Below are 21,965 nucleotides of genomic sequence, written 5' to 3' on the forward strand. Positions count from 1 at the left end.
GCGCAGTTCCCCGCGCCCCTTGAGGGCGCTCAAGCAAAGGCCAGCTCAAATGCGCCGCGGGTTGTCGCCTGCGTCTCGCGGTCCAGGACCGCGAAGGTGACGTGGTCGAACTGGCCCTCGAACCGCCCTTCGACCAGCAGCCCTCGAAACGCCCCCGCCACCTGCGCCGGGTCGTTGCGGAACACCCCGCAGCCCCAGGCCCCCAGCACCAGCCGCCGGTAGCCCTGGGCCGCCGCGACCTCCAGCACCCGCTCGGCGCGTACCGCGACAGCGCCCGGCAACTCGGCGGCGCGCTCCGGCACCGTACGCAGCACCACCCCCGCATTCGGTGCCGCCGCCGTCAGGAATCCGGCGGTGTACGGCTCGTCCAGCAGGTGGCCGTGGTCGTCGCGGAAGACGGGTACGGCCGGTGAGTGGATGACACGGTCCGTGTAGAAGACGTCGCGGTGGGCGCGGTGGTGGTCGTAGAACTCCCGCACCCCGACCAGGCACGTGTACAGCGCGGAGGCCCGGCACAGGGCCTCCTCCTGGGCCTGCGCGCCGTTGAGGAAGCCGCCGCCGGGATTGCGGGCCGAGGCGAAGTTCAGGACGGCCGTACCGGGGCCGAGCCGGCGGGCCGCCGCCAGGCTGCTCTCGCCGGTGACCTCGAAGAACGTGTCCGACGAAGGCGTCGCAGTCACCGGCACCGGGTCCGGGCCGTACATCCGCGTGCCGGACCGGGCGGCCTCGATCGCCGCCGCGAGGGACACCTCGCTGCCGTCGGAGGCGCGGTACGCGCCGGCCGCCACGATCTGCTCTGTCTCCCGTGCGATGTCACGGAGGCGCGCGCTCATGGCGCCACCCCCGTAGGCGTCATGACCGCGCGTCCCGCGCGCTCCCCCGTCGTGCTCATGCAGGCATCGTGAGCGATGCTGGTCATGGGGTGCAACAGAGTTTTGCGCCCCCGGAAAACACGCGGACAAGCACTCGGGGCGCGAAGGTTACGGGCCCCGAACGTGCCGGTACGCACTCTTGTGCGAAGCGACGCGAGGGTCTTGGGTGGATCGGTGTGCCGCCTCCGGCCTACCCGGAAGCCGGGCCGGCGGCATGGTGGAATCTCAGGAGGATCCCGACATGTCCGATTCGGCAAGTGGTTGTACGAAGCCTCGTACATCCATCTCCGAAGCCGAGGTCGAAGCGCTCGTCCGCGGCATCTGCTTCAAGACCGGCCCGCCTCGCACCCTCGGGGTCGAAGTGGAATGGCTCGTCCACGAGCTGCGGACACCGCAGCTCCCCGTGACACCCGAACGACTCGCGGCGGCCTACGCCGCACTGCGTACCGTGCCCCTGAGGTCGGCGCTCACCGTCGAGCCCGGCGGCCAGCTGGAGCTCAGCTCGCTGCCTGCCACCTCCCTGATGGAGTGCATCGGTACCGTCTCCGCCGACCTCGACGCCGTCCGCACGGTGCTCGCCGGGAGCGATCTCGGCCTCGTCGGTGTCGGCCAGGATCCCTGGCACTCGCCCCGCCGGTTCCTCCAAGAACCGCGCTACGAGGCCATGGAGACCTATTTCGACCGCACCGGCCCGGCCGGCCGCGCCATGATGTGCACCTCGGCATCGGTGCAGGTCTGCCTGGACGCGGGATACGAGGAGCCCGGCCCCCTCGGGCACGGGCGGCGCTGGTGGCTGGCGCATCAGCTGGGCGCGGTGCTCCTCGCCGCGTTCGCCAACTCCCCGCTCGCCGCACGGCAGCCCACCGGCTGGCGCTCCAGCCGGCAGCTGCAGTGGGTCGAGATCGGCGCGGGTCGCGCGGGCGCGCCCCCGCTGGACGGGGACCCGCGTGCCACCTGGGCCCGGCATGTGCTGGACGCGCCGGTGATGTGCGTACGGCAGGACGGCGGCCCGTGGGACGTCCCGGACGGGCTGACCTTCCGGGAGTGGACCAGGTCGGCCGTGCGCCGGCGGCCGACGCAGGAGGATCTCGACTACCACCTCACGACCCTGTTCCCGCCGGTCAGACCGCGTGGTCATCTGGAGCTGCGCATGATCGACGCGCAGCCCGGCGAGGACGGGTGGATCGTGCCGCTCGCCGTGACGGCGGCCCTCTTCGACGACGCGGAGGCCGCCGAGACCGCCTACCGGACCGTGAAACCGCTGGCCGAGCGCGCCCTGGCGGTGCCCGCGCCGCACAATCCGCTCTGGCTCGACGCCGCCCGGCACGGGCTGTCCGACCCCGAGCTGCACGAGGCGGCTCTCGCCTGCTTCACGGCCGCGCTGGACGCCCTGCCCCGGCTCGGCGCCACCACCCAGGTCACGGACGCCGTCCGGGCGTACCGGGACCGCTATGTCATCAAGGGCCGCTGTCCGGCCGACGACTTCTTGGACGGGTTGAACGACACGAGCGGCCCCTCGCACGGGCCCTCACACGGGAAGGACATCCGCACATGACCGCCCCCGAAGAAGACAAGCTCCGGGAGCAGGCGCTGGCCACTCTCACCACGGCCCGCGACCGCACCACGCTCCTCACCTCCTGTGTCGAGGACCCCGACCTCACCGCGCAGCACTCACCGCTGATGTCCCCGCTGGTGTGGGACCTCGCCCACATCGGCAACCAGGAGGAACAGTGGCTGCTGCGGACCGTCGCCGGGCGGGAGGCGATGCGGCCCGAGATCGACGGCCTGTACGACGCCTTCGAGCACCCGCGCGCCGAGCGCCCCTCGCTGCCGCTGCTGCCGCCCGACGAGGCCCGGCGGTACGCGTCGGAGGTGCGCGGGCGGGTCATGGACGTGCTGGAGAGCACCGCGTTCCACGGGACGCGGCTCACGGAGGCCGGGTTCGCCTTCGGGATGATCGCCCAGCATGAACAGCAGCACGACGAGACGATGCTGATCACCCATCAGCTCCGCAAGGGCCCGCAGGCGCTCACCGCTCCGGACCCTGAGCCCGTTCCGCTGTTCACCGGTCCGGCCGAAGTCCTGGTCCCCGGCGGCCCGTTCACCATGGGCACCTCCACCGAGCCCTGGGCCCTGGACAACGAACGTCCCGCGCACCGGCGCGAGGTGGCGCCCTTCTACATCGACACGACGCCGGTGACGAACGGCGCCTACCAGGCGTTCATCGAGGACGGCGGCTACGACGACCCGCGCTGGTGGACGTCCGAGGGCTGGGCGCACATCCGCAAGAACTCCGTCACCGCGCCGCTGTACTGGAACCGCGACGGCAAGCAGTGGCTGCGCCGCCGCTTCGGCGTGACCGAGGTCGTACCGCCCGACGAGCCGGTGCTGCACGTGTGCTGGTACGAGGCCGACGCCTACGCCCGCTGGGCCGGGCGCCGGCTGCCCACCGAGGCGGAGTGGGAGAAGGCCGCCCGGCACGACCCGGCCGGCGACCGCTCGATGCGCTACCCGTGGGGCGACGCCGATCCGGCGCCGGAACACGCCAACCTCGGCCAGCGGCACCTTCGCCCGGCCCCGGCGGGCAGCTATCCGGAGGGCGAATCGCCGTTGGGCGTACGGCAGTTGATCGGTGACGTGTGGGAGTGGACGGCGAGCGACTTCCTGCCGTACCCGGGGTTCCAGGCGTTCCCGTACAAGGAGTACTCGGAGGTGTTCTTCGGCCCCGAGTACAAGGTGCTGCGCGGCGGCGCGTTCGCCGTGGACGCGGTCGCGTGCCGGGGCACCTTCCGCAACTGGGACTATCCGATCCGGCGGCAGATCTTCTCCGGCTTCCGCACGGCCCGCTCGGGGGACGTCTGATGTGCCGTCACCTGGCGTACGTCGGCCCGCTGTTGCCGGTGCGCCGACTGCTGGTGGAGCCGCCGCACGGCCTGTACCAGCAGTCGTGGGCGCCCCGGCGGCAGCGGTACGGCACCGTCAACGCCGATGGTTTCGGCGTCGGTTGGTACGCGGAGGGGGACCCGGTGCCGGCGCGTTACCGCCGTGCCGGGCCCATCTGGGCGGACCTGTCCTTCGCGGACCTCGCCCGGGTCGTCCGTACGACGGCGCTGCTCGCCGCCGTGCGGGACGCGACCGAGGCGGGCGCGGACGGGGAGGCCGCGGCGGCACCGTTCGCCGCGGACCGGTGGCTGTTCAGCCACAACGGCGCCGTCAAGGGCTGGCCCGGCTCGCTCGCCCCGCTCGCCCGGCAACTGCCCGCGGCCGACCTGCTGTCGCTGGAGGCCCGCTGCGACTCGGCACTCGTCTGGGCCGTGGTACTGAACCGGCTGCGCACCGGCGACGACGCGGGCCAGGCGCTAGCCGACACCGTCACGGAGGTCGCCGCGGCGGCCCCGGGCTCCCGGCTCAACCTGCTCATCACGGACGGCGCGACGATCGCCGCGACGGCCTGGGGCGACACCCTCTGGTACCTCCCGGGCCCCGGCACGGTCGTGGCCTCCGAGCCCTACGACGACGACCCGCGCTGGCAGGAGGTCCCCGACCGCACCCTCCTCACGGCGAGCCGCACCGACGTGCTGCTCACCCCGCTCAAGGACCCCACCGGCGACATGGCAACGGCACCACCGAAGGAGCCCCGTACGTGAGCCCGTTCCACCTCACCCGCACCCTGCCCGAGGACGCCACCGAGGCCGCCCTGCGCGCCGACGTCCTGCACGGCCTGACCCGCACACCCAAGACACTGCCGCCGAAGTGGTTCTACGACGCCCACGGCAGCGAACTCTTCGAGCAGATCACCGAGTTGCCCGAGTACTACCCGACGCGCGCCGAACGGGAGATCCTGATCACCCGGGCCGACGAGATCGCCGCCGCGACCCACGCCCGCACCCTGGTCGAACTCGGCTCCGGCTCCTCCGAGAAGACCCGCTACCTCATCGACGCGCTCACCGACCTGCACACGTACGTCCCGGTCGACGTCAGCGACAGCGCCCTCACCCAGGCCGGGCAGGCCCTCATCGAGGAGCGGCCGGGGCTGAGCGTGCACGCGCTGATCGCCGACTTCACCGCCCGGGTGGAGCTGCCGGACACGCCGGGACCCCGGCTACTGGCCTTCCTCGGCGGCACGATCGGCAATCTGCTGCCCGCGGAGCGTGCGGCCTTCCTCGCCTCGATCCGTGCCCTGCTCTCCCCCGGCGACGCGCTGCTGCTCGGCACGGACCTGGTCAAGGACGAGCAGGTCCTGGTGCGGGCGTACGACGACGCGGCCGGGGTGACGGCCGCGTTCAACAAGAACGTACTGACCGTCGTCAACCGTGAGTTGGGCGCCGACTTCGATCCCGAGGCGTTCGAGCACGTGGCGCTCTGGGACACCGCGAACGAATGGATCGAGATGCGGCTGCGCTCCCGTACCGCGCAGACCGTGAAGGTGCCCGCGCTCGATCTCGCCATCGACTTCACGGCGGGCGAGGAACTGCGCACGGAGGTGTCGGCGAAGTTCCGGAAGGAGGGCGTGCGCGCCGAGTTGTCCGCGGCGGGGCTCGATCTGGCCCACTGGTGGACGGACGGCGAGGGCCGGTTCGCACTGTCGCTGAGCGTCGTGCGCTGACGTTCACCCACGCAGCTGGGGCAGGTGCCATCTAAGGCACCTGCCCCCTTTTGTTGTCCGGAATTTCTTCGAAACATTCGAACGTCACCTCTCGGCCATTGTCGCCTCATTGCGCACATCAACTCATATCCGCTGTACAACACGACGAATGTTTCGCGATCAATGCCGAAACTATTGACGCTTGTCAGAGACAGGCCAACACTGATGGACCAAAACCCGGCCCCGGCCAACGAGGAGGAAACCCGCACATGAACATCGCATCCGCACACCCGATGAACCGCAGGGCCGCCTGCGGGCTGCTGCTGGGCACCACGGCGGCGCTGGCCCTGCCCGGCACCGCCCGCGCCGCCACCGTCATCACCACGAACCAGGAGGGCACCAACAACGGCTTCTACTACTCGTTCTGGACCGACGCGCAGGGCACCGTCTCGATGACCCTGAACAACGGCGGCAACTACAGCACCAGCTGGCGCAACACCGGGAACTTCGTCGCCGGCAAGGGCTGGAGCAACGGCTCACGCAGGACCGTGTCCTACTCGGGGAGCTTCAACCCGTCCGGCAACGCCTACCTGACGCTGTACGGATGGACGTCGAGTCCGCTCGTCGAGTACTACATCGTCGACAACTGGGGCACCTACCGGCCCACGGGAACGTACAAGGGCACCGTCAACAGCGACGGCGGCACGTACGACATCTACCAGACGACGCGGTACAACGCTCCCTCCGTCGAAGGCACCAGGACCTTCAACCAGTACTGGAGCGTGCGGCAGCAGAGGCGGACGGGCGGCTCGATCACCACCGGCAATCACTTCGATGCCTGGGGACGCGCCGGGATGCCCCTCGGCAGCTTCCGGTACTACATGATCATGGCGACCGAGGGGTACCAGAGCAGCGGCAACTCCAACATCACGGTGTCGGGATGAAGACCGCACCGGGTGTCCACTTACGTCCCCTGACGACGGCCCTGGCCGCCGTCGCGCTGGCCGCCACGGGCACCGTCACCGTCCATGCCACTCCGGCGCAGGCCGCCGCCTGCAACGGATACGTCGGACTCACCTTCGACGACGGCCCGTCCGGCACCACACCCGCCCTGCTCAACGCGCTGAGGCAGAACGGGCTGCGGGCCACGATGTTCAACGAGGGCCAGGACGCGGCCGCTTACCCGGCGCAGGTGAAGGCCCAGGTCGACGCGGGGATGTGGGTCGGCAACCACACCTACACCCACCCGCACCTGACCCGGCTCGGCCAGGCCCAGATCGACTCGGAGATCGCCCGTACCCAGCAGGCCATCGCCGGCGCGGGCGGTGGTACGCCGAAGCTGTTCCGCCCGCCCTACGGCGAGACAAACGCGACGGTGAAGGCGGTCGCGGCCAAGTACGGGCTCACCGAGATCCTCTGGGACGTGGACTCGCAGGACTGGAACGGCGCCGGCCCCGACGCGATCGCGGCAGCCGCCGGCCGGCTCACCGACGGCCAGGTCATCCTCATGCACGACGGGCCCGCCAACACGGTCGCCGCGATCCCGCGCATCGCACAGGGGCTGGCCGCACGCAATCTGTGCGCCGGCATGATCTCCCCGCAGACCGGCCGCGCCGTGTCCCCCACGGCGGCAACAGCGGCGCTCAGCTGATTCCCCGCACCCGACGCACACTCCGTGGCGCGGCGGCCCATGACCATGGCCGCCGCGCCACGAACCGATGCGGTCCGGAGGTGTCGCGCTCCGCCGCGCCTTGGGGCACGGTGGAGTGATGAGTGACGCAGGTGTCACGGCGGAGAGGAGCACCCGCATGACGAACCACATCTACCGGGTCACCGAGATCGTCGGCACCTCGCCCGACGGTGTCGACCAGGCCATCCGCAACGGCATCACCCGCGCCTCGCAGACCCTGCACAACCTGGACTGGTTCGAGGTGACCCAGGTGAGGGGCCAGATCGAGGACGGGCAGGTCGCGCACTGGCAGGTCGGCCTGAAGGTGGGGTTCCGGCTGGACGAACCGGGCTGAGGTTCGGACACCGGCGCTCAGGTCCGCCCCTCCCGCTCCTGCGCCACCTTCAGCGCGGCGGAAGGGGCGGTCCAGCGCGCGCGTACGACGGTGAACCCGGCCCGTTCAGCGTCCTCGCACACGAGCTCGTCGTCGTCCACGAGAACCCGGATCTCCCGGTCCCGGGCGAGGCGACGCAGGATCTCCAGCTTGGTGTGCCGGGCGGGCCGGAAGTCGGCGTTGCGCCGCATGAAGACCCGCCCCTTGGGCAGCCCTTGAGCGGCCAGCCAGTCGAGCGTGTCCCGCCGGCAGCGCTCTGGCCGACCCGTCAGATAGACGACCTCGCACTCCTCGGCGCTCTCCAGCAGCAGCGCGACGCCCTCCGCGATCGGCGGGTCCTGCGGCGCGGCGGCGAAGAAGGCGTCCCAGTCGCGCGGCTTGCGCTCCAGGAACCGCTGCCGGTGGGCCGTATCGGCGAGGGTGTTGTCCAGATCGAACACGGCCAGCGGGCGCTTGTTGCTGTCGGTCACGCCCTCACCCTAGCCAATGGGCCAGGCCACGTTTGTTAATGGGATCCATTTTCATATAGCGTCGCGGAGGTGCCCACGCCGGTGCACCCCGCACCGCTCGCGAAGAAGGAGTCCTATGGCCGTCCCCAAGCGGAAGATGTCCCGCAGCAACACCCGGCACCGCCGCGCCCAGTGGAAGGCCACGCCCGCGCAGCTGGTTCCGGTCACGGTCGACGGCGTCCGTCACCTCGTACCGCAGCACCTGGTCAAGGCCTACGAGCGCGGCCTGCTGCGCCCCGAATCCTGACCGGGCGCCACGCCGGGTGACGGCGGGAATGCCACCGTCACCCGGGCGTTGAACTCCGTATGAGCTCCCTGATCGCCGCGACCCGCTTCTCCGTGCTCGACCGCTCCCGCACCCGCGAGGGCGGCACCGACGCCGAGGCGCTGCGCGACACCGTACGGTTCGCGCGGCAGCTGGAGGAGCTCGGCTATCACCGCTTCTGGGTCTCGGAGCACCATGGCGTCCCCGGTGTCGCCGGTTCCGCGCCCACCGTGCTGGCCGCCGCCGTGGCGGGGGCGACCCGGACGATCCGGGTCGGGACGGGCGGTGTGATGCTGCCCAATCACCGGCCCCTGGTCGTGGCCGAGCAGTTCGGGGTGCTGGAGTCGCTCTTCCCGGGCCGGATCGACATGGGTCTCGGCCGGTCCGTCGGCTTCACTGACGGCGTCCGCCGGGCCTTGGGGCGCGACAAGGACGACGCCGAGGACTTCGCGGCCCAACTCGACGAGCTGCTGGGCTGGTTCACCGGTACGTCCCCGACGGGTGTGCACGCGCGTCCCGCGGAGGGCCTGGCCGTCCCGCCGTTCGTACTGGCCATGGGCGAGGGCGCCGCGATCGCCGCCCACGCCGGCCTGCCGATGGTGATCGGCGACCTCCGCAACCGCGACAAGATGCGGCGCGGCATCGACCACTACCGCGCCCACTTCCGCCCGTCGCCCTGGGCGAGCGAACCGTACGTCGTCATCTCCGGCACGATCGCCGTCGCCGCCACCCCCGAAGAAGCCCGGCGCCTCCTCGTCCCCGAGGCCTGGTCGATGGCCCACTCACGCACCCACGGCACCTTCCCGCCCCTGCCACCGGCCGAACGCGTCGAGACCCTCGCCATGACCACCAAGGAGCGCGGCTTCTACGAGTCCGGCCTCACCGGACACCTCGCCGGAACCGAGGAGCAGGTCGCCGACGAACTGGAGACGGTGCTCAAGGAGACGGGCGCGCAGGAGGTCCTGGTCACCACGAGCACGTACGACCGGGAGGCCCTGCTGGACTCCTACCGGCGGCTCGCCCGGATCGCGGGTCGGGCGAGTCTTCCCTCCGCGTAGCCCGCGTAGTCCCCGTAGTCCGCGGCGGGAAGGCCCTCCGTTCCCGCGCCGACGGCCAGCGCGCGTGCCCGTGACTCCTCGGAGATCAGGGCGGCGTGGGCCCATCCCAGTTCGGCGCCCATCATGCCGGGCTGGGCGGCATGGGCGAGTGCGCGGCGGTCGGGGTGGCTGCCGGCGGGGATCTCGTCCCGTATCTCGACCTCGGCGACGAGGCCGCGGGCCGTGACCACCCGCCACATCGAGGAGAGCAGGGAGTCCTCGCCGACGAAGGCGGGAGCCGTGCTGGACGGCCCGTTGTCGAACCGGTAGTGGAGGCGGACCGGCTGGACGGGCACGCCCGCGTCGAGCGCGGCCTGGAACACCGCCCGGCGGAACGGTCCCTGAGCCCGGCCGCACCAGGTGCTGCCCTCCGGGAAGGCCACGACCGCGGCCCCTGCCCGCATCGCCTCGGCGATCCGGGTGACCGTCTCGGGCAGCGCCCGCAGCCGGTCCCGCTCGATGAACAGGGCGCCGCTGGCGGCGGTGAGCCCGCCCGCCACCGGCCACCGCCGGATCTCCGCCTTGGCGAGCATGCGGGCCGGGCGTACGGCGGCGAGCAGCGGGATGTCCAGCCACGAGATGTGGTTGGCGACGAGCAGCATGCCCCCGGTGGGCGCGGCCGTGCCGGTGATGCGGACCCGGACGCCGGCCGCCTGCACGATGGTCCGGCTCCACCAGCGGACCAGCGCGTCGCGCCGGGCCGCGGGGACGCTCCCGAACACCGGCATCAGCATGATGCCGAACAGAAGCACCGCCAGCATCGCCGCGATCCGCAGCACGGCGCGCGGCACGTCCGACAGAGACCGCACGGACGTGACACAGATCTGCGGCGAGCAGGGTGCGGTGGGCAGCCAGGCGCTGCTCGGTACGACGGGGCGGTGCACGGCCGTCGCCCCCGCCCCGCGCCGCTGGGTCCAGGTCCGTCCGACGGCCGCGGCCGGGCCGAGGCGCTGCGGCAGTCCCGTGCGCAGGACGCTCATCAGGCCGGGACGAGGGAGAGGAAGTGCTTCAGATAGCGCGGGTTGACCCGGCGCATCGACAGCAGCACGTACAGGTCGGCGACACCGAAGTCCGGGTCGTGAGCGGGCTCCGCGCAGACCCAGGCGCCGAGGCGGAGGTAGCCGCGCAGCAGGGGCGGCAGCTCGGTCCGGGTGGCGGGACGCGCCACACCCTCCGCGCTCCAGGGCAGCAGCGGACGTACCCGGTACTCCTCAGGGGCCAGGTACTTGTCCTGCACCCGGTCCCAGGTGCCGGCCGCGAGGGCGCCGCCGTCGGCGAGCGGGATGGAGCAGCAGCCGGCGAGCCACTCGTGGCCGCCCTCGACCATGTAGCGCGCTATCCCGGCCCAGATGAGGCCGATGACCGCGCCGTCCCGGTGGTCGGGGTGGACGCAGGAGCGGCCGACCTCGACCAGGCCCGGGCGGATCGGGTCGAGCGCGGAGAGGTCGAACTCGCCCTCCGAGTACAGGCGTCCGGCGACCGCGGCGCGGTCCGGCGGCAGCAGCCGGTAGGTGCCGACGACCTGGTCGGTGATCGTGTCGCGGACCAGCAGGTGGTCGCAGTACGCGTCGAAGGCGTCGATGTCGTGACCCGGCTGCGGGGTGGACAGGAGCGCGCCCATCTCGCCGGCGAAGACGTCGTGCCGCAGCCGCTGCGCGGCCCGGACGTCGTCCTCCGTTCGCGCGACGGTGACGGTGTAGCGGGTGGGCGCCGACGGCTGCGGGGGGCGGTCGAGCGTGGAAACGCCGGTCATGGCACTCTCCTGAACACGGGCCGGGGACGGCAGAGCGGCTGGCTGGCCGGTTCACTTCGTCCGGCCGCAACAGTTCTTCCTATGCCGGGCGTCGTGCGCGTGACCCGCGAAGGGAGAGCGGGTGTGGGCTTGTTGAATGCCAGGGGTGCCTGGCGGGACCGGGTCTGAGCACCACCCCGGTCCCGCCCGTCCGCACCCTGTCGGCGAACGTTTCTTGAGCTGCGGCGTCTAGCGCCCGGCCACCTTCCGGGTCGCGCGCAGCCATTCCTTGTTCATGCTCGTGATGGACACCAGCGGGATGCCCTTCGGACACGCGGTGGCACACTCTCCGGTGAGCGTGCAGCCACCGAAGCCCTCCTCGTCCATCTGCGCCACCATGTCGAGCACCCGGGCTTCGCGCTCCGGCGCGCCCTGCGGTAGGACGTTCAGGTGGTTGACCTTGGCGGAGGTGAAGAGCATCGCCGCGCCGTTCGGGCAGGCGGCCACACAGGCGCCGCAGCCGATGCACTCGGCGTGCTCGAAGGCGAAGTCGGCGTCCGGCTTCGGCACGGGCGTGGCGTGGGCCTCCGGCGCGGCACCGGTCGGGGCGGTGATGTAGCCGCCGGCCTGGATGATCCGGTCGAACGCGGTCCGGTCCACCACCAGGTCCTTGATCACCGGGAAGGCGGAGGCCCGCCACGGCTCGATGTCGATCGTGTCGCCGTCCTTGAAGGACCGCATGTGCAGCTGGCAGGTGGTGGTGCGCTCGGGTCCGTGGGCGTCGCCGTTGATCACGAGCGAGCAGGCGCCGCAGATGCCTTCACGGCAGTCGTGGTCGAAGGCGACGGGGTCCTCGCCCTTGAGGATGAGTTCCTCGTTGAGCATGTCGAGCATCTCCAAAAAGGACATGTCCGAAGAGATGCCATCGACCTCGTACGTGGACATGGCGCCGTCGGCGTCGGCGTTCGGCTGCCGCCAGACGCGCAGGGTGAGCTTCATGCGTAGCTCCGCTGGGTGGGGTGGACGTACTCGAAGACCAGGTCTTCCTTGTGCAGGGCCGGGGCCTCGCCCGTGCCCGTGAACTCCCAGGCAGCCGCGTAGGTGAACTCGTCGTCCCTGCGGGCGGCTTCGCCGTCGGGAGTCTGGGACTCCTCGCGGAAGTGGCCGCCGCAGGACTCGGACCGGTGCAGCGCGTCGAGGCACATCAGCTCGGCGAGCTCCAGGTAGTCGACGATCCGGTTGGCCTTCTCCAGCGACTGGTTGAACTCCTCGCCGGTCCCGGGCACCTTGATCCGCCGCCAGAACTCCTCGCGGATCTGCGGGATCCGCTCCAGCGCCTTGCGCAGTCCGGAGTCGGTGCGGGCCATGCCGCAGAACTCCCACATGAGTTCACCGACCTCGCGGTGGAAGGAGTCGGGAGTGCGGTCGCCGTCGACGGACAGGAGAAGGTTGAGGCGGTCCTCCGTCTCGGCCAACACCTCCTGTACGACGGGGTGTTCGGCGGTGACGGACTCCTGGTGCGGGTTGCGCGCGAGGTAGTCGTTGATCGTCGCCGGGAGCACGAAGTAGCCGTCGGCCAGGCCCTGCATCAGCGCGGAAGCGCCGAGCCGGTTGGCCCCGTGGTCGGAGAAGTTGGCCTCGCCGATCGCGAACAGACCGGGGATCGTGGTCTGCAGGTCGTAGTCGACCCACAGTCCGCCCATCGTGTAGTGCACGGCGGGGTAGATCCGCATCGGCACCTCGTACGGATCCTCGTCGGTGATCCGCTGGTACATGTCGAAGAGATTGCCGTACTTCGCCTCGACGGCCTTTCGGCCCATCCGCTTGATGGCGTCCGCGAAGTCGAGATAGACGCCCTGTCCGCCGGGGCCCACTCCCCTGCCCTCGTCACAGACGTTCTTCGCGGCGCGGGAGGCGATGTCGCGCGGGACCAGATTGCCGAAGGACGGGTAGATGCGCTCCAGGTAGTAGTCGCGCTCGTCCTCGGGGATCCGGCTCGCGGGCCGGGTGTCGCCGTGGGCCTTCGGCACCCAGATCCGGCCGTCGTTGCGCAGCGACTCGCTCATCAGCGTGAGCTTGGACTGGTGGTCGCCGGTGCGCGGGATGCAGGTCGGATGGATCTGGGTGAAGCAGGGGTTGGCGAAGTACGCGCCGCGCCGGTGCGCCCGCCAGATCGCGGTGGCGTTGGAGTTCATGGCGTTGGTCGACAGGTAGAAGACGTTTCCGTAGCCACCACTCGCGAGTACGACGGCGTCCGCGAAGTACGTGTCGATGCGACCTGTGATCAGGTCGCGGGCCACGATCCCGCGCGCCCGTCCGTCGATGACGATCAGGTCGAGCATCTCGGTGCGCGGGTGCATCTCGACGTTGCCCGCGGCGATCTGCCGGGACAGGGCCTGGTAGGCGCCGAGCAGCAGCTGCTGGCCCGTCTGGCCGCGGGCGTAGAACGTACGGGACACCTGGACGCCGCCGAAGGAGCGGGTGTCGAGCAGACCGCCGTACTCCCGCGCGAACGGCACGCCCTGCGCCACGCACTGGTCGATGATCTCCACGGAGATCTGCGCCAGCCGGTGCACATTGGACTCGCGCGCCCTGAAGTCGCCGCCCTTGACGGTGTCGTAGAACAGCCGGTGGATGGAGTCGCCGTCGTTGCGGTAGTTCTTCGCCGCGTTGATGCCGCCCTGCGCGGCGATCGAGTGGGCGCGGCGCGGGGAGTCCTGGTAGCAGAACTGGACGACGTGGTAGCCCTGTTCGGCCAGCGTGGCGCCCGCGGAGCCGCCCGCGAGGCCGGTGCCGACGACGATGACGGTGTGCTTGCGCCGGTTGGCGGGGTTGACCAGCTTGGCCTCGAAACGGCGCTTGTCCCAGCGCTCGTTGACCGGCCCGGAGGGGGCCTTGGTGTCGACGACCGGTTCGCCGGTCTCGTAGTCGGTGTAGGTCATCAGCTCACGACTCCAGTCATGACACCCACGGGTACGGCGATGAAGCCGACCGTGAGGAGCAGCGCGAGGGCGTTGGCAGTGGTCTTCATGGCGCGGTCGCGGGTGCGGCTGCCGGCGCCGAGGGTCTGGGCGGCGCTCCAGAAGCCGTGCCGGATGTGCAGGCCGAGGGCGAGCATCGCGACGAGGTAGATGACGTTGCCGTACCAGGTGGAGAAGGTGTCCACGACGTTCTGGTACGGGTGGCCCTCCTGGAAGCCGCCGGAGTGCACGGTGCCGGTCGTCAGGTCGAGGATGTGCCAGACGATGAACAGGCCGAGGATGATCCCGCCCCAGCGCATGGTGCGCGTGGCGTAGGAAGCCCGCGGCTTCTTGTGCACGTACTTGGTGGGGCGTGCCTTGATGTCGCGGCGGCTGAGCTGGTAGGCGGAGGCGGCATGGGCGACGACCGCGACGACGAGGACGACACGGATGAGCCAGAGCGTCCACTCGTAGTGCATGAACGGCTCGCCGATGGTGCGCAGCCAGTGCGCGTAGTGGTTGAACTCGCCGGGCCCGAAGAAGATCTTCAGGTTTCCGATCATGTGGACGACCAGGTACAGCAGCATGATCAGACCGCTGACCGCCATCACGGTCTTCTTGCCGACGGAGCTGTCCCACACCGTGCGTGCCATGGACGGCCGTCGGTCCGTCCGCGTTACCAGAGCCATGGTTCAAGACGCTAGGGCCCGGGGAGCCGATCGGTCCAAGACATGGTCCGGCTCGATTCCATAGGTGACGGCTATCGTGGCTGTATGCAGTTCCAGCAGCTCCAGTACTTCGTGGCGGTCGCCGAGACCCGGCACTTCACCCGGGCCGCCGATCTGGTCCACGTAGCGCAGCCGTCCTTGTCGCAGCAGATCAAGGCGCTGGAGCGGGAGTTGGGGGCGGATCTGTTCCTGCGGGCGCGCGGCAACATCACGCTCACCGACGCGGGCGAGGCGCTGCTGCCGCTGGCCCGCCGGATCCTGGCCGACGCGGACACGGCCCGGCACGAGGTGCAGGAGCTGGTGCAGCTGCGCAGCGGACGGGTCCGGCTGGGCGCGACCCCGAGCCTGTGCACCGGTCTGCTGCCGGATGTGCTGCGCGCCTTCCACGACCGCTATCCCGGCATCCGGCTGATGATCGAGGAAGGCGGCTCGCACGATCTCGTACGGGAACTCGCGCGCGGCGCCCTCGACCTCGCGCTGATCGTCCTGCCGTTGCCGACGCCCTCCCCGGCGCTCACCTCGGTGGAGCTGCTGCGCGAGGACCTGGTTGTCGTCTCCTCACCGGACTCCCCCAAGCCCGGCCACGGCCGGCGTACCGTACGCATCGCCGACCTGGAGGGCGAACGGCTTGTGATGTTCCGGCACGGCTACGACCTGCGCGAACTGACGGTGGCTGCGTGTCGCTCCGCTGGGTTCGAGCCGGATTTCGCGGTGGAGGGCGGGGAGATGGACGCGGTCCTGGGCTTCGTGCGGGCCGGGTTGGGGATGGCCGTCGTGCCGCGCATGGTGGCGACGCGGGCCGGGCGCGGGTTGCGGGTAACGCCGCTGGCCCGGCCCGGGCTGCATCGGACGATCGCGCTGGCGCATCGCAGTGATGTGGCTCCGCCGCGGGCGGCTCGGGAGTTGCAGCGGATGCTGTTGGAACGTTGACAGCGGTGGTCGTCATTCGTCTGCGGGCCCGTTGTGGCTAGTCGCGCAGTTCCCCGCGCCCCTATCGGGGCGCTCCTGAGCTAGTGTCCTGCGCCAGAGATCCGTCGGCAGAGGCGGGCGAGGGAGTCGAGGATCTCTTCGGCGGTCTTGGTCCAGATGAACGGTTTAGGGTCTTCGTTCCAGTCCTTGACCCAGGCGCGGATGTCGGCCTCGAGGGCTTGGATGTTCTTGTGTGCGCCGCGGCGGATCATCTGGTGCGCGAGGTAGCCGAACCACCGCTCGACCTGGTTGATCCAGGAGGAGCCGGTCGGGGTGAAGTGCAGCTCGAAGCGCGGGTGTCTCGCCAGCCAGGCCTTGATCGCTGGAGTCTTGTGGGTGCCGTAGTTGTCCACGATCAGGTGGACCTGCAGCTGTGCGGGCACCTCCTTGTCGATCCGGATCAGGAACTTCTTGAACTCCGCAGCCCGGTGCCGACGGTGCAGGGCGGTGATGACTTCACCGGTGGCGACGTCGAAGGCAGCGAAGAGGGTGGTCAGCCCGTTGCGCACGTAGTCATGGGTGCGCCGCTCGGGCATGCCCGGCATTATCGGCAGCACCGGCTGGGACCGGTCCAGGGCCTGGATCTGCGACTTCTCGTCCACCGAGAGCACCACCGCCCCCTCGGGCGGGTTGAAGTACAGGCCCACGACGTCGTAGACCTTCTCCACGAACAACGGGTCGGTCGACAACTTGAAGGTGTCCGCCAGATGCGGCTTGAGCTGGAACTGCCGCCAGATCCGGCCGACCGTGGACTTCGACAGGCCGCTGTGTTGCGCCATCGATTTCCGCGACCAGTGGGTGGCGTTCTTGGGCAGTTGTTCCAGCGTGGTGACCACGACGGCTTCCACCTGATCGACGCTGATGGTGGGCGGCCGGCCCGGTCGGGGCTCGTCGACCAGTCCGTCCAGCCGCTGGGTGAGGAAGCGCCGCCGCCACTTGCGGACCGTGTCCGCGGCCACCCGCAACTCGCGGGCGACCGCGACAATCGGCGGTACTTCCGGCCCCGCGCACGCCAGCACGATCCGCGCTCGCAGGGCCAGGGCCTGGGCCGATGTTGCCCGACGCGTCCACCGCTCCAACACCGCCCGCTCGTCATCAGACAGCAGCAACGGCTGCAGCTTCGGGCCCCGACGAGGAACTGACGCACCAGCAGTAGAAGTCACACACCAACTAACGATCAACTACTGGCGCAGGACACTAGGCCAATACAGCCGGCTTGAGTACCTCCTCGCACCACTGGCGGAATGACGTGGGCGCCTCCTTGGGTGTGCTCGGGGCTACGGCGCCGTACAGGCCCTGGTTGTTCTGGGCGTCGACCATGTCGGCGTATGCCTGGGCCCAGGACTCGGTCATGCCGCGGTTCAGCAGCAGCTGCTTCTGCTCCGTGCTGGTGATCGGCTTCATGTGTACGGGGCGGTTCAGTACGTCGGCCATGACCTGGGCCATGCCCTCGAGTGTCAGGTCGTCGGGGCCGACGAGCGGGACGTCGGCTCGGCCGGTCCAGGAGGTGTCGAGCAGGAGGCGGGCCGCTGTGGTGGCGATGTCGCTGACGGCGCAGGTGCGCAGGACGCGGTCCGGGGCGAGTGCCATGGGCAGTGCGCCCCCGGTCGCGAGCGACTCGGCGTGGCGGAGGAAGTTCTCCATCAGGAACGGCGCGCACAGCGCCCGGTAGTGCACGCCCGTCGCCGCGATGGTGTCGTCCATCGCGAGCGACGCCGATATGTTCCCCGCGTTCTCGGCGATGCCGCGGCCGAGTGTGGAGACGGCGACGACCCGTTCGACGCCCTGGCCCGCGATGGCCTCGCAGAGGGCTCCGGTGAAGGTATGGAAGTGGTCCTCGACGCTGTCGGTCGACGGCATCGGGGGTACCAGCCAGAACACGCGGTCGGCGCCCGCGCACGCCTCCTTCAGCACGGCGGGGTCGGCGTGCGATCCCCGGACGACCTCGACGTGCTCTCGCACGCGCGCGGGGAGACGGTCGGGGTCACGGGCGACCACCCGGATGCCGGGAGTGGCGTCCGGGGAGTCGAGGAGACGGTCGAGGACCAGTCGGCCGATCTGGCCGGTCGGGGTGGTGACGACGATCATGAAGTGCTCCAAGAGGGATGCTTCAGTGGATGTCGTCGAGCCTGCTGCCCGGCGCCCCCGAACTGAAGGATCGATCCGCTCCCGCTTGTTACCCTCAGGGCAATACCGAGGCCAGGGAGAGACCATGGAATCCCGCCCGCTGCGCTACTTCGTCGCCGTCGCCGAGGAACTCAACTTCGCCCGCGCCGCCGAGCGGTTGGGCATCTCCCCGCCGCCGCTGTCCCGCGCGATCCGTCAGTTGGAGTCCGACCTCGGCGTGACCCTCTTCGAGCGGACCACCCACCGTGTGGCCCTCACTCCGGCCGGCATGGTGCTCCTCGACGAGGCACGGGTCGCCCTGGACGCCCTGGAGGCCGCCGGACGGCGGGCACAGCGCGCGGCCGCCCCGGAGCCGAAACTGATCCTGACCGTCAAGGCGGACGGGGACGCGGGGCTGCTGGAACCGATCCTGGCGCGCTACGCCTCGGAGGAGGCGGCCGTCCCGGTCTCGGTCCAGCTGAGCGGCTGGCTCGAACAGCCGGAACTCCTGCGCCAGGGCGAAGCCGACGCGGCGCTGATCTTCGAGCCGTTCGACGGCGCCGGCCTGGACACCGAGACGCTGGCCACCGAGCCGCGAGTCGCGGCGCTCGCCGCCGGGCATCCGCTTGCCGCCCGCGAGCAACTGACCCTCGCCGACCTCGACCTGGACCCCGGCAGCGTGGGCCCGTATCTCCGCGCGATCCGCAGCAGGGGCCGCGACCTCGCCCAACTGCTCACGCTCGTCGGACTGGGCGAGGCCGTCCCGCTCCTGCCGGCCTCCGTCGCCGCACGCTATCCGCGCCCGGGCGTCGTCTACCGGCCGGTGCTGGACGCGCCGCCCGCGGTCCTCGTCATCGCCTGGCCGCAGCAGTCCCGGTCGACGGCCACGGCGGCGCTGGTCCGCGCCGCCACGACGGTGGCCGAGGCCGTACGACCCGAGCCACAGCCCGCCGAGACCGTACGGCCTGAGCCACAGCTCTCCGAGGCCGTACGGCCTTGACGGCTCACCCCGTCGCGTCCACCAACGCCAGCTCGTGCAGCCGCTCCGGTGGGCCCGGGCGGGCGTAGTACCAGCCCTGGGCCGTGTCGCAGCCCAATATCCGGAGTTGCTCGGCCTGGGCGCCCGTCTCCACGCCTTCCACCGTCACCGCGAGGTTCAGGCTGTGGGCGAGAGAAACGATCCCTTCGACGATCTTGAGGTCGACGGAGTCCGCCGGGAAGCGCTGCATGCTCTGGGTGAAGGACCGGTCCAGCTTGAGGATGCTCACCGGAAGCCGGCGCAGATTGGCGAGGTTCGAATAACCGGTGCCGAAGTCGTCCAGGGCGATGTCGACGCCCATCTCGGCCAGCCGGCGCAGCGGCTTGAGCAGGTCGTCGTCGGCGCCGATCAGCGCCGACTCGGTCACCTCCAGGCACAGCGCGTCGGGTGCGACGCCCGCGCGCTCCAGGATGTCGACGGTGTCCTGGACCAGTCCGGGGTGCGTGAGCTGGCAGGGCGAGAGGTTGACGTTGATGCGCAGCGGGCCACCGGCCCCGGTGGCGCCGTACCGCTCCCGCCATTCGCGGGCCTGGCGCACCGACTGCTCCAGCACCCAGCGGCCCAGCGGAACGATCAGTCCCGTGTGCTCGGCGAGCGGAATGAACCGGTCCGGGCTGAGGACGCCGTGCTGCGGATGCAGCCAGCGCACCAGGGCCTCGGCGCCGCGGACGCTGCCGTCGCCGAGGTGGACCAGCGGCTGGTACTCGATGAAGAACTCGCCGCGGTCCAGGGCCGTCGGCAGCGAGGTGGTCAGCCCGTGCCGGGTGATGGCGCGGGCGTCGGCCTCGGCGTCGGCCAGTTCGAAGCGGTTGCCGCCCGCCGACTTGGCGCGGTACATGGTGATGTCGGCGCTGCGCAGCACCTCGGCCGCGCTCCGCTCCCCCGCCGGACCCTCGACGATGCCGATGCTGCCGCGCACGGTCAGCTCCCGGCCGTCGACGCTGACCGGGGCGACCAGCGCGTTCATGATGCGCGCGGCCAGTTCGTCGACCTCGGCCTCGGTGTCGGTGCCGGTGGTCAGCGCCACGAACTCGTCCCCGCCGAGCCGGGCGACCATCTCGCCGGGCGCGGTGGCACAGGACTGCAGCCGGTCGGCGACCTCGACGAGCAGCCGGTCGCCGGCCGCGTGGCCGAGGCTGTCGTTGATGGTCTTGAAGCCGTCGAGGTCGAGATAGCACAGGCCGAAGCGCTGGCCCTCGCCCGCGGTGAGGGCCTTCTCCAGGCGCTCGAAGAACAGGGTGCGGTTGGGCAGTCCGGTGAGCGCGTCGTGCGTCGCCTCGTAGCGCAGCCGGAGGTTGAGCAGCCGCCGCTCGGTGGTGTCCTCCATCAGGGCGAGCTGGTACTCGGGGTTGCCGTCCGGGTCGCGGAGCAGCGAGACCGTCAGATTGGTCCACAGGACCGTTCCGTCGGGGCGGTAGAACGGCTTCTCCACGTGGTAGTGCTCGCGCTCGCCGCGCACGAGTTCCTCGTACAGCCGCCAGATCTGGGGCGCGTCCTCGGGGTGGGTCCACTCCATCACGTTGCGGGTGCGCACCGTCTGCTCGGCGCCGCCGAACATGCGCACCAACGCCCCGTTGACCTGCAGTATGTTGCCCTCCAGGTCGGCGATGCCGATCCCTATGGCGGCGCCCTCGAAGACCGCGCGGAAGCGGGCCTCGGTCGCGTGCAGGGCCTGCGCCACCACGCCCTGCGCCTTCAGCGCGGCCGAGGAGATCGCCTCCTGCTCGGCGAGGGTCCGCTCACGCAGCGCCGTGGCGAACCCGGCGGCCATGGAGTGCTGCAACCGCGAGGACCGGGCGCGCAGTTGGTCCTGCGTGCCGTCCCCGCCGCAGTACAGCACCAGGTAGGCGTCGACGCAGTCCAGGGTGCGGCTGAGCGCCTCCGGGTCGGTGCAGTGCACGGCGACCAGCGCCGCGCCCACCGCCCGCGCCTCGTCCGCCTGGAAGGTCCTGGCCCGCAGCGCCTCGCTCAACCGCCGGGCGAGCGGCAGCAGTTGCTCCTCCAGCTCGGGCCGGGTCAGCGACGTCGAGGTCACCGGGAACACTGCCCGGCTCCAGATCGTCGCGAACCGGCGCAGTCTGTCCTCCGGCCCGTCCGGCTCCGCGCTCACGCCTTGCGCCCCACGCCGGCGAAACCGGAGAAGGCATACGGATCCTCGTCCTCCGGCGCGGTGTCCGGCCGCCAGCGCGGCATGGCCACCAGTCCGGGTTCCACCATGTCGTACCCCTCGAAGAACTGCGCGATCTTGTCGCGCGAGCGCATGATCAGCGGGTTGCGAATGTCCTTGTATACGCCCACCGTGCCCTCGGCCCGCTCCGCCGGAAGAGGGATTCCCTCGTACGAGGCATGGGTGAGGATCAGCAGGCTGCCGGGCGCGAGCGCGTCGCGCAGTTCGGCCACCGCTGAGTACGGGTCGTCCGCGTCTTCCACGAAGTGCAGTATGGCAACGAGAAGCAGCGCCACAGGGCGGTTCAGATCGATCAGTTGCCGCACTTGAGGGGCGGCGAGGATCTCCTGGGGCTTGCGCAGGTCGGCCGCGACCACATCGGTGTCGGTGCTGCCCTCGAGGACCGCCTGGCTGTGCGCCACGGCCACCGGGTCGTGGTCGACGTAGACGACATGCGCGCCGGGGCTCGCCGCCCGGGCCACCTCGTGGACGTTGCCGAAGGTCGGGATGCCGGAGCCGATGTCCAGGAACTGGGTGATGCCCTCGTCGACGGCGAAGCGCACCGCGCGGCGCATGAACGCCCGGTTCGCCTGCATGATCTTGGGGAGTCCCGGCATGAACTCCATGGCCTTGCGGGCCGCCTCCCGGTCGACCTCGAAGTTGTGCGAACCGCCCAGGTAGAAGTCGTAGATCCGGGACACGCTCGGCACCGAGATGTCGATGCTCCGGGGGGCCCAGGCGGGACGCTCCATCAATCTCTCCAAGGCGTAGGCGATCCGGTGTTCGAGCTGAGGCTACTGATCGCCCGCCAAAGGAGCGAGCGGAAACGGAAATTGACCATCCGTTCCCGGTCACTGCCTGCGGCACGTGCCG

General features: G+C 70.6%; 22 protein-coding genes. 11 read left to right on the plus strand and 11 right to left on the minus strand.

Annotation, left to right across the window (positions count from 1 at the left end; all coding sequences use genetic code 11):
* Positions 1–29: 29 nt before the first annotated feature.
* Positions 30–833, minus strand: coding sequence for a TIGR02452 family protein (locus OG828_RS05140; protein WP_328500251.1), 804 nt, complete (start codon positions 831–833; stop codon positions 30–32).
* Between the two features lie 280 nt (positions 834–1,113).
* Here OG828_RS05140 and egtA point away from each other — a divergent pair, with 280 nt between their 5' ends.
* From egtA to OG828_RS05175, 7 genes are all read left to right on the plus strand, one after another.
* Positions 1,114–2,427: an ergothioneine biosynthesis glutamate--cysteine ligase EgtA gene (gene egtA, locus OG828_RS05145; protein ID WP_328500252.1), complete on the plus strand. Its 1,314-nt coding sequence runs from the start codon at positions 1,114–1,116 to the stop codon at positions 2,425–2,427.
* Positions 2,424–3,734, plus strand: a complete 1,311-nt coding sequence (egtB, locus tag OG828_RS05150) for an ergothioneine biosynthesis protein EgtB (protein ID WP_328350644.1) — start codon at positions 2,424–2,426, stop codon at positions 3,732–3,734. The genes egtA and egtB overlap by 4 nt, the downstream gene beginning before the upstream one ends.
* Positions 3,734–4,519: an ergothioneine biosynthesis protein EgtC gene (egtC, locus tag OG828_RS05155; RefSeq protein ID WP_328500253.1), complete on the plus strand. Its 786-nt coding sequence runs from the start codon at positions 3,734–3,736 to the stop codon at positions 4,517–4,519. Before egtB ends, egtC begins: the two co-directional genes overlap by 1 nt.
* Positions 4,516–5,478, plus strand: coding sequence for an L-histidine N(alpha)-methyltransferase (gene egtD / locus OG828_RS05160; protein WP_328500254.1), 963 nt, complete (start codon positions 4,516–4,518; stop codon positions 5,476–5,478). Before egtC ends, egtD begins: the two co-directional genes overlap by 4 nt.
* A gap of 272 nt (positions 5,479–5,750) precedes the next feature.
* A complete protein-coding gene (locus OG828_RS05165; protein ID WP_443060263.1) occupies positions 5,751–6,401 on the plus strand; it encodes a glycoside hydrolase family 11 protein in 651 nt (216 codons plus the stop codon).
* Entirely contained in the window at positions 6,398–7,108 is a 711-nt protein-coding gene (locus OG828_RS05170) for a polysaccharide deacetylase family protein (protein WP_328500255.1), read from the plus strand. The genes OG828_RS05165 and OG828_RS05170 overlap by 4 nt, the downstream gene beginning before the upstream one ends.
* Positions 7,109–7,265: 157 nt before the next feature.
* Complete coding sequence (locus OG828_RS05175; protein WP_210569652.1) at positions 7,266–7,481, plus strand: dodecin; 216 nt, start codon at positions 7,266–7,268, stop codon at positions 7,479–7,481.
* Positions 7,482–7,498: 17 nt separating this feature from the next.
* Here OG828_RS05175 and OG828_RS05180 read toward each other — a convergent pair whose 3' ends face one another.
* Positions 7,499–7,990: a phosphatase domain-containing protein gene (locus OG828_RS05180; RefSeq protein WP_328350660.1), complete on the minus strand. Its 492-nt coding sequence runs from the start codon at positions 7,988–7,990 to the stop codon at positions 7,499–7,501.
* Positions 7,991–8,105: 115 nt separating this feature from the next.
* On the opposite strand from OG828_RS05180, the gene rpmF reads away from it, so the two are divergent.
* Together rpmF and OG828_RS05190 are read left to right on the plus strand one after the other, a co-directional pair.
* Complete coding sequence (gene rpmF, locus OG828_RS05185) at positions 8,106–8,276, plus strand: 50S ribosomal protein L32 (RefSeq protein ID WP_210569650.1); 171 nt, start codon at positions 8,106–8,108, stop codon at positions 8,274–8,276.
* A gap of 59 nt (positions 8,277–8,335) precedes the next feature.
* Positions 8,336–9,352 (plus strand): LLM class flavin-dependent oxidoreductase, encoded by a 1,017-nt coding sequence (locus OG828_RS05190; RefSeq protein ID WP_328500256.1) that lies wholly within the window; start codon positions 8,336–8,338, stop codon positions 9,350–9,352.
* On the opposite strand, the gene OG828_RS05195 is transcribed toward OG828_RS05190, so the two are convergent.
* The 5 genes from OG828_RS05195 to OG828_RS05215 form a co-directional block, all read right to left on the minus strand.
* Positions 9,301–10,371, minus strand: coding sequence for a lysophospholipid acyltransferase family protein (locus tag OG828_RS05195; protein ID WP_328436715.1), 1,071 nt, complete (start codon positions 10,369–10,371; stop codon positions 9,301–9,303). The two genes, OG828_RS05190 and OG828_RS05195, sit on opposite strands and share 52 nt — an antisense overlap.
* Positions 10,371–11,144, minus strand: a complete 774-nt coding sequence (locus tag OG828_RS05200) for a GNAT family N-acetyltransferase (protein ID WP_210569644.1) — start codon at positions 11,142–11,144, stop codon at positions 10,371–10,373. The genes OG828_RS05195 and OG828_RS05200 overlap by 1 nt, the downstream gene beginning before the upstream one ends.
* Positions 11,145–11,372: 228 nt before the next feature.
* The gene (locus OG828_RS05205) at positions 11,373–12,122 is read right to left on the minus strand and encodes a succinate dehydrogenase/fumarate reductase iron-sulfur subunit (protein WP_328436716.1); all 750 of its coding nucleotides are present in this window, start codon (positions 12,120–12,122) and stop codon (positions 11,373–11,375) included.
* Positions 12,119–14,068 (minus strand): fumarate reductase/succinate dehydrogenase flavoprotein subunit, encoded by a 1,950-nt coding sequence (locus tag OG828_RS05210; protein WP_328442279.1) that lies wholly within the window; start codon positions 14,066–14,068, stop codon positions 12,119–12,121. Before OG828_RS05210 ends, OG828_RS05205 begins: the two co-directional genes overlap by 4 nt.
* Positions 14,065–14,736, minus strand: a complete 672-nt coding sequence (locus OG828_RS05215; RefSeq protein WP_328504804.1) for a succinate dehydrogenase — start codon at positions 14,734–14,736, stop codon at positions 14,065–14,067. Before OG828_RS05215 ends, OG828_RS05210 begins: the two co-directional genes overlap by 4 nt.
* Positions 14,737–14,856: 120 nt before the next feature.
* Between OG828_RS05215 and OG828_RS05220 the strand changes: the two genes are divergently transcribed.
* Positions 14,857–15,741, plus strand: coding sequence for a LysR family transcriptional regulator (locus tag OG828_RS05220; protein ID WP_328500257.1), 885 nt, complete (start codon positions 14,857–14,859; stop codon positions 15,739–15,741).
* Between the two features lie 80 nt (positions 15,742–15,821).
* On the opposite strand, the gene OG828_RS05225 is transcribed toward OG828_RS05220, so the two are convergent.
* Positions 15,822–16,943, minus strand: coding sequence for an IS630 family transposase (locus OG828_RS05225; protein ID WP_328499797.1), 1,122 nt, complete (start codon positions 16,941–16,943; stop codon positions 15,822–15,824).
* A 34-nt stretch (positions 16,944–16,977) separates the two neighbouring features.
* Positions 16,978–17,868, minus strand: a complete 891-nt coding sequence (locus tag OG828_RS05230) for an NAD(P)H-binding protein (protein ID WP_328500258.1) — start codon at positions 17,866–17,868, stop codon at positions 16,978–16,980.
* Between the two features lie 124 nt (positions 17,869–17,992).
* On the opposite strand from OG828_RS05230, the gene OG828_RS05235 reads away from it, so the two are divergent.
* A complete protein-coding gene (locus OG828_RS05235; RefSeq protein ID WP_328500259.1) occupies positions 17,993–18,886 on the plus strand; it encodes a LysR family transcriptional regulator in 894 nt (297 codons plus the stop codon).
* Between the two features lie 4 nt (positions 18,887–18,890).
* Here the strand turns inward: OG828_RS05235 and OG828_RS05240 are convergent, their stop codons facing one another.
* Both OG828_RS05240 and OG828_RS05245 read right to left on the minus strand, forming a co-directional pair.
* Positions 18,891–21,035: a putative bifunctional diguanylate cyclase/phosphodiesterase gene (locus tag OG828_RS05240; protein ID WP_328350687.1), complete on the minus strand. Its 2,145-nt coding sequence runs from the start codon at positions 21,033–21,035 to the stop codon at positions 18,891–18,893.
* Complete coding sequence (locus tag OG828_RS05245; protein WP_328500260.1) at positions 21,032–21,844, minus strand: SAM-dependent methyltransferase; 813 nt, start codon at positions 21,842–21,844, stop codon at positions 21,032–21,034. Before OG828_RS05245 ends, OG828_RS05240 begins: the two co-directional genes overlap by 4 nt.
* Positions 21,845–21,965: the final 121 nt, after the last annotated feature.

Source organism: Streptomyces sp. NBC_00457 (assembly GCF_036014015.1).
Classification (GTDB): Bacteria; Actinomycetota; Actinomycetes; order Streptomycetales; family Streptomycetaceae; genus Streptomyces.

Excerpts from the sequence above, each read along its gene's own strand:
- OG828_RS05235 (WP_328500259.1), top strand. The coding sequence starts at position 17,993 with ATGGAATCCCGCCCGCTGCGCTACTTCGTCGCCGTCGCCGAGGAACTC.
- OG828_RS05140 (WP_328500251.1), bottom strand. The coding sequence starts at position 833 with ATGAGCGCGCGCCTCCGTGACATCGCACGGGAGACAGAGCAGATCGTG.
- egtB (WP_328350644.1), top strand. The coding sequence starts at position 2,424 with ATGACCGCCCCCGAAGAAGACAAGCTCCGGGAGCAGGCGCTGGCCACT.
- OG828_RS05195 (WP_328436715.1), bottom strand. The coding sequence starts at position 10,371 with ATGAGCGTCCTGCGCACGGGACTGCCGCAGCGCCTCGGCCCGGCCGCG.
- OG828_RS05220 (WP_328500257.1), top strand. The coding sequence starts at position 14,857 with ATGCAGTTCCAGCAGCTCCAGTACTTCGTGGCGGTCGCCGAGACCCGG.
- OG828_RS05230 (WP_328500258.1), bottom strand. The coding sequence starts at position 17,868 with ATGATCGTCGTCACCACCCCGACCGGCCAGATCGGCCGACTGGTCCTC.
- OG828_RS05190 (WP_328500256.1), top strand. The coding sequence starts at position 8,336 with ATGAGCTCCCTGATCGCCGCGACCCGCTTCTCCGTGCTCGACCGCTCC.
- OG828_RS05175 (WP_210569652.1), top strand. The coding sequence starts at position 7,266 with ATGACGAACCACATCTACCGGGTCACCGAGATCGTCGGCACCTCGCCC.
- egtA (WP_328500252.1), top strand. The coding sequence starts at position 1,114 with ATGTCCGATTCGGCAAGTGGTTGTACGAAGCCTCGTACATCCATCTCC.
- OG828_RS05245 (WP_328500260.1), bottom strand. The coding sequence starts at position 21,844 with ATGGAGCGTCCCGCCTGGGCCCCCCGGAGCATCGACATCTCGGTGCCG.
- rpmF (WP_210569650.1), top strand. The coding sequence starts at position 8,106 with ATGGCCGTCCCCAAGCGGAAGATGTCCCGCAGCAACACCCGGCACCGC.
- egtC (WP_328500253.1), top strand. The coding sequence starts at position 3,734 with ATGTGCCGTCACCTGGCGTACGTCGGCCCGCTGTTGCCGGTGCGCCGA.
- OG828_RS05165 (WP_443060263.1), top strand. The coding sequence starts at position 5,751 with ATGAACCGCAGGGCCGCCTGCGGGCTGCTGCTGGGCACCACGGCGGCG.
- OG828_RS05215 (WP_328504804.1), bottom strand. The coding sequence starts at position 14,736 with ATGGCACGCACGGTGTGGGACAGCTCCGTCGGCAAGAAGACCGTGATG.
- OG828_RS05200 (WP_210569644.1), bottom strand. The coding sequence starts at position 11,144 with ATGACCGGCGTTTCCACGCTCGACCGCCCCCCGCAGCCGTCGGCGCCC.
- OG828_RS05170 (WP_328500255.1), top strand. The coding sequence starts at position 6,398 with ATGAAGACCGCACCGGGTGTCCACTTACGTCCCCTGACGACGGCCCTG.
- OG828_RS05205 (WP_328436716.1), bottom strand. The coding sequence starts at position 12,122 with ATGAAGCTCACCCTGCGCGTCTGGCGGCAGCCGAACGCCGACGCCGAC.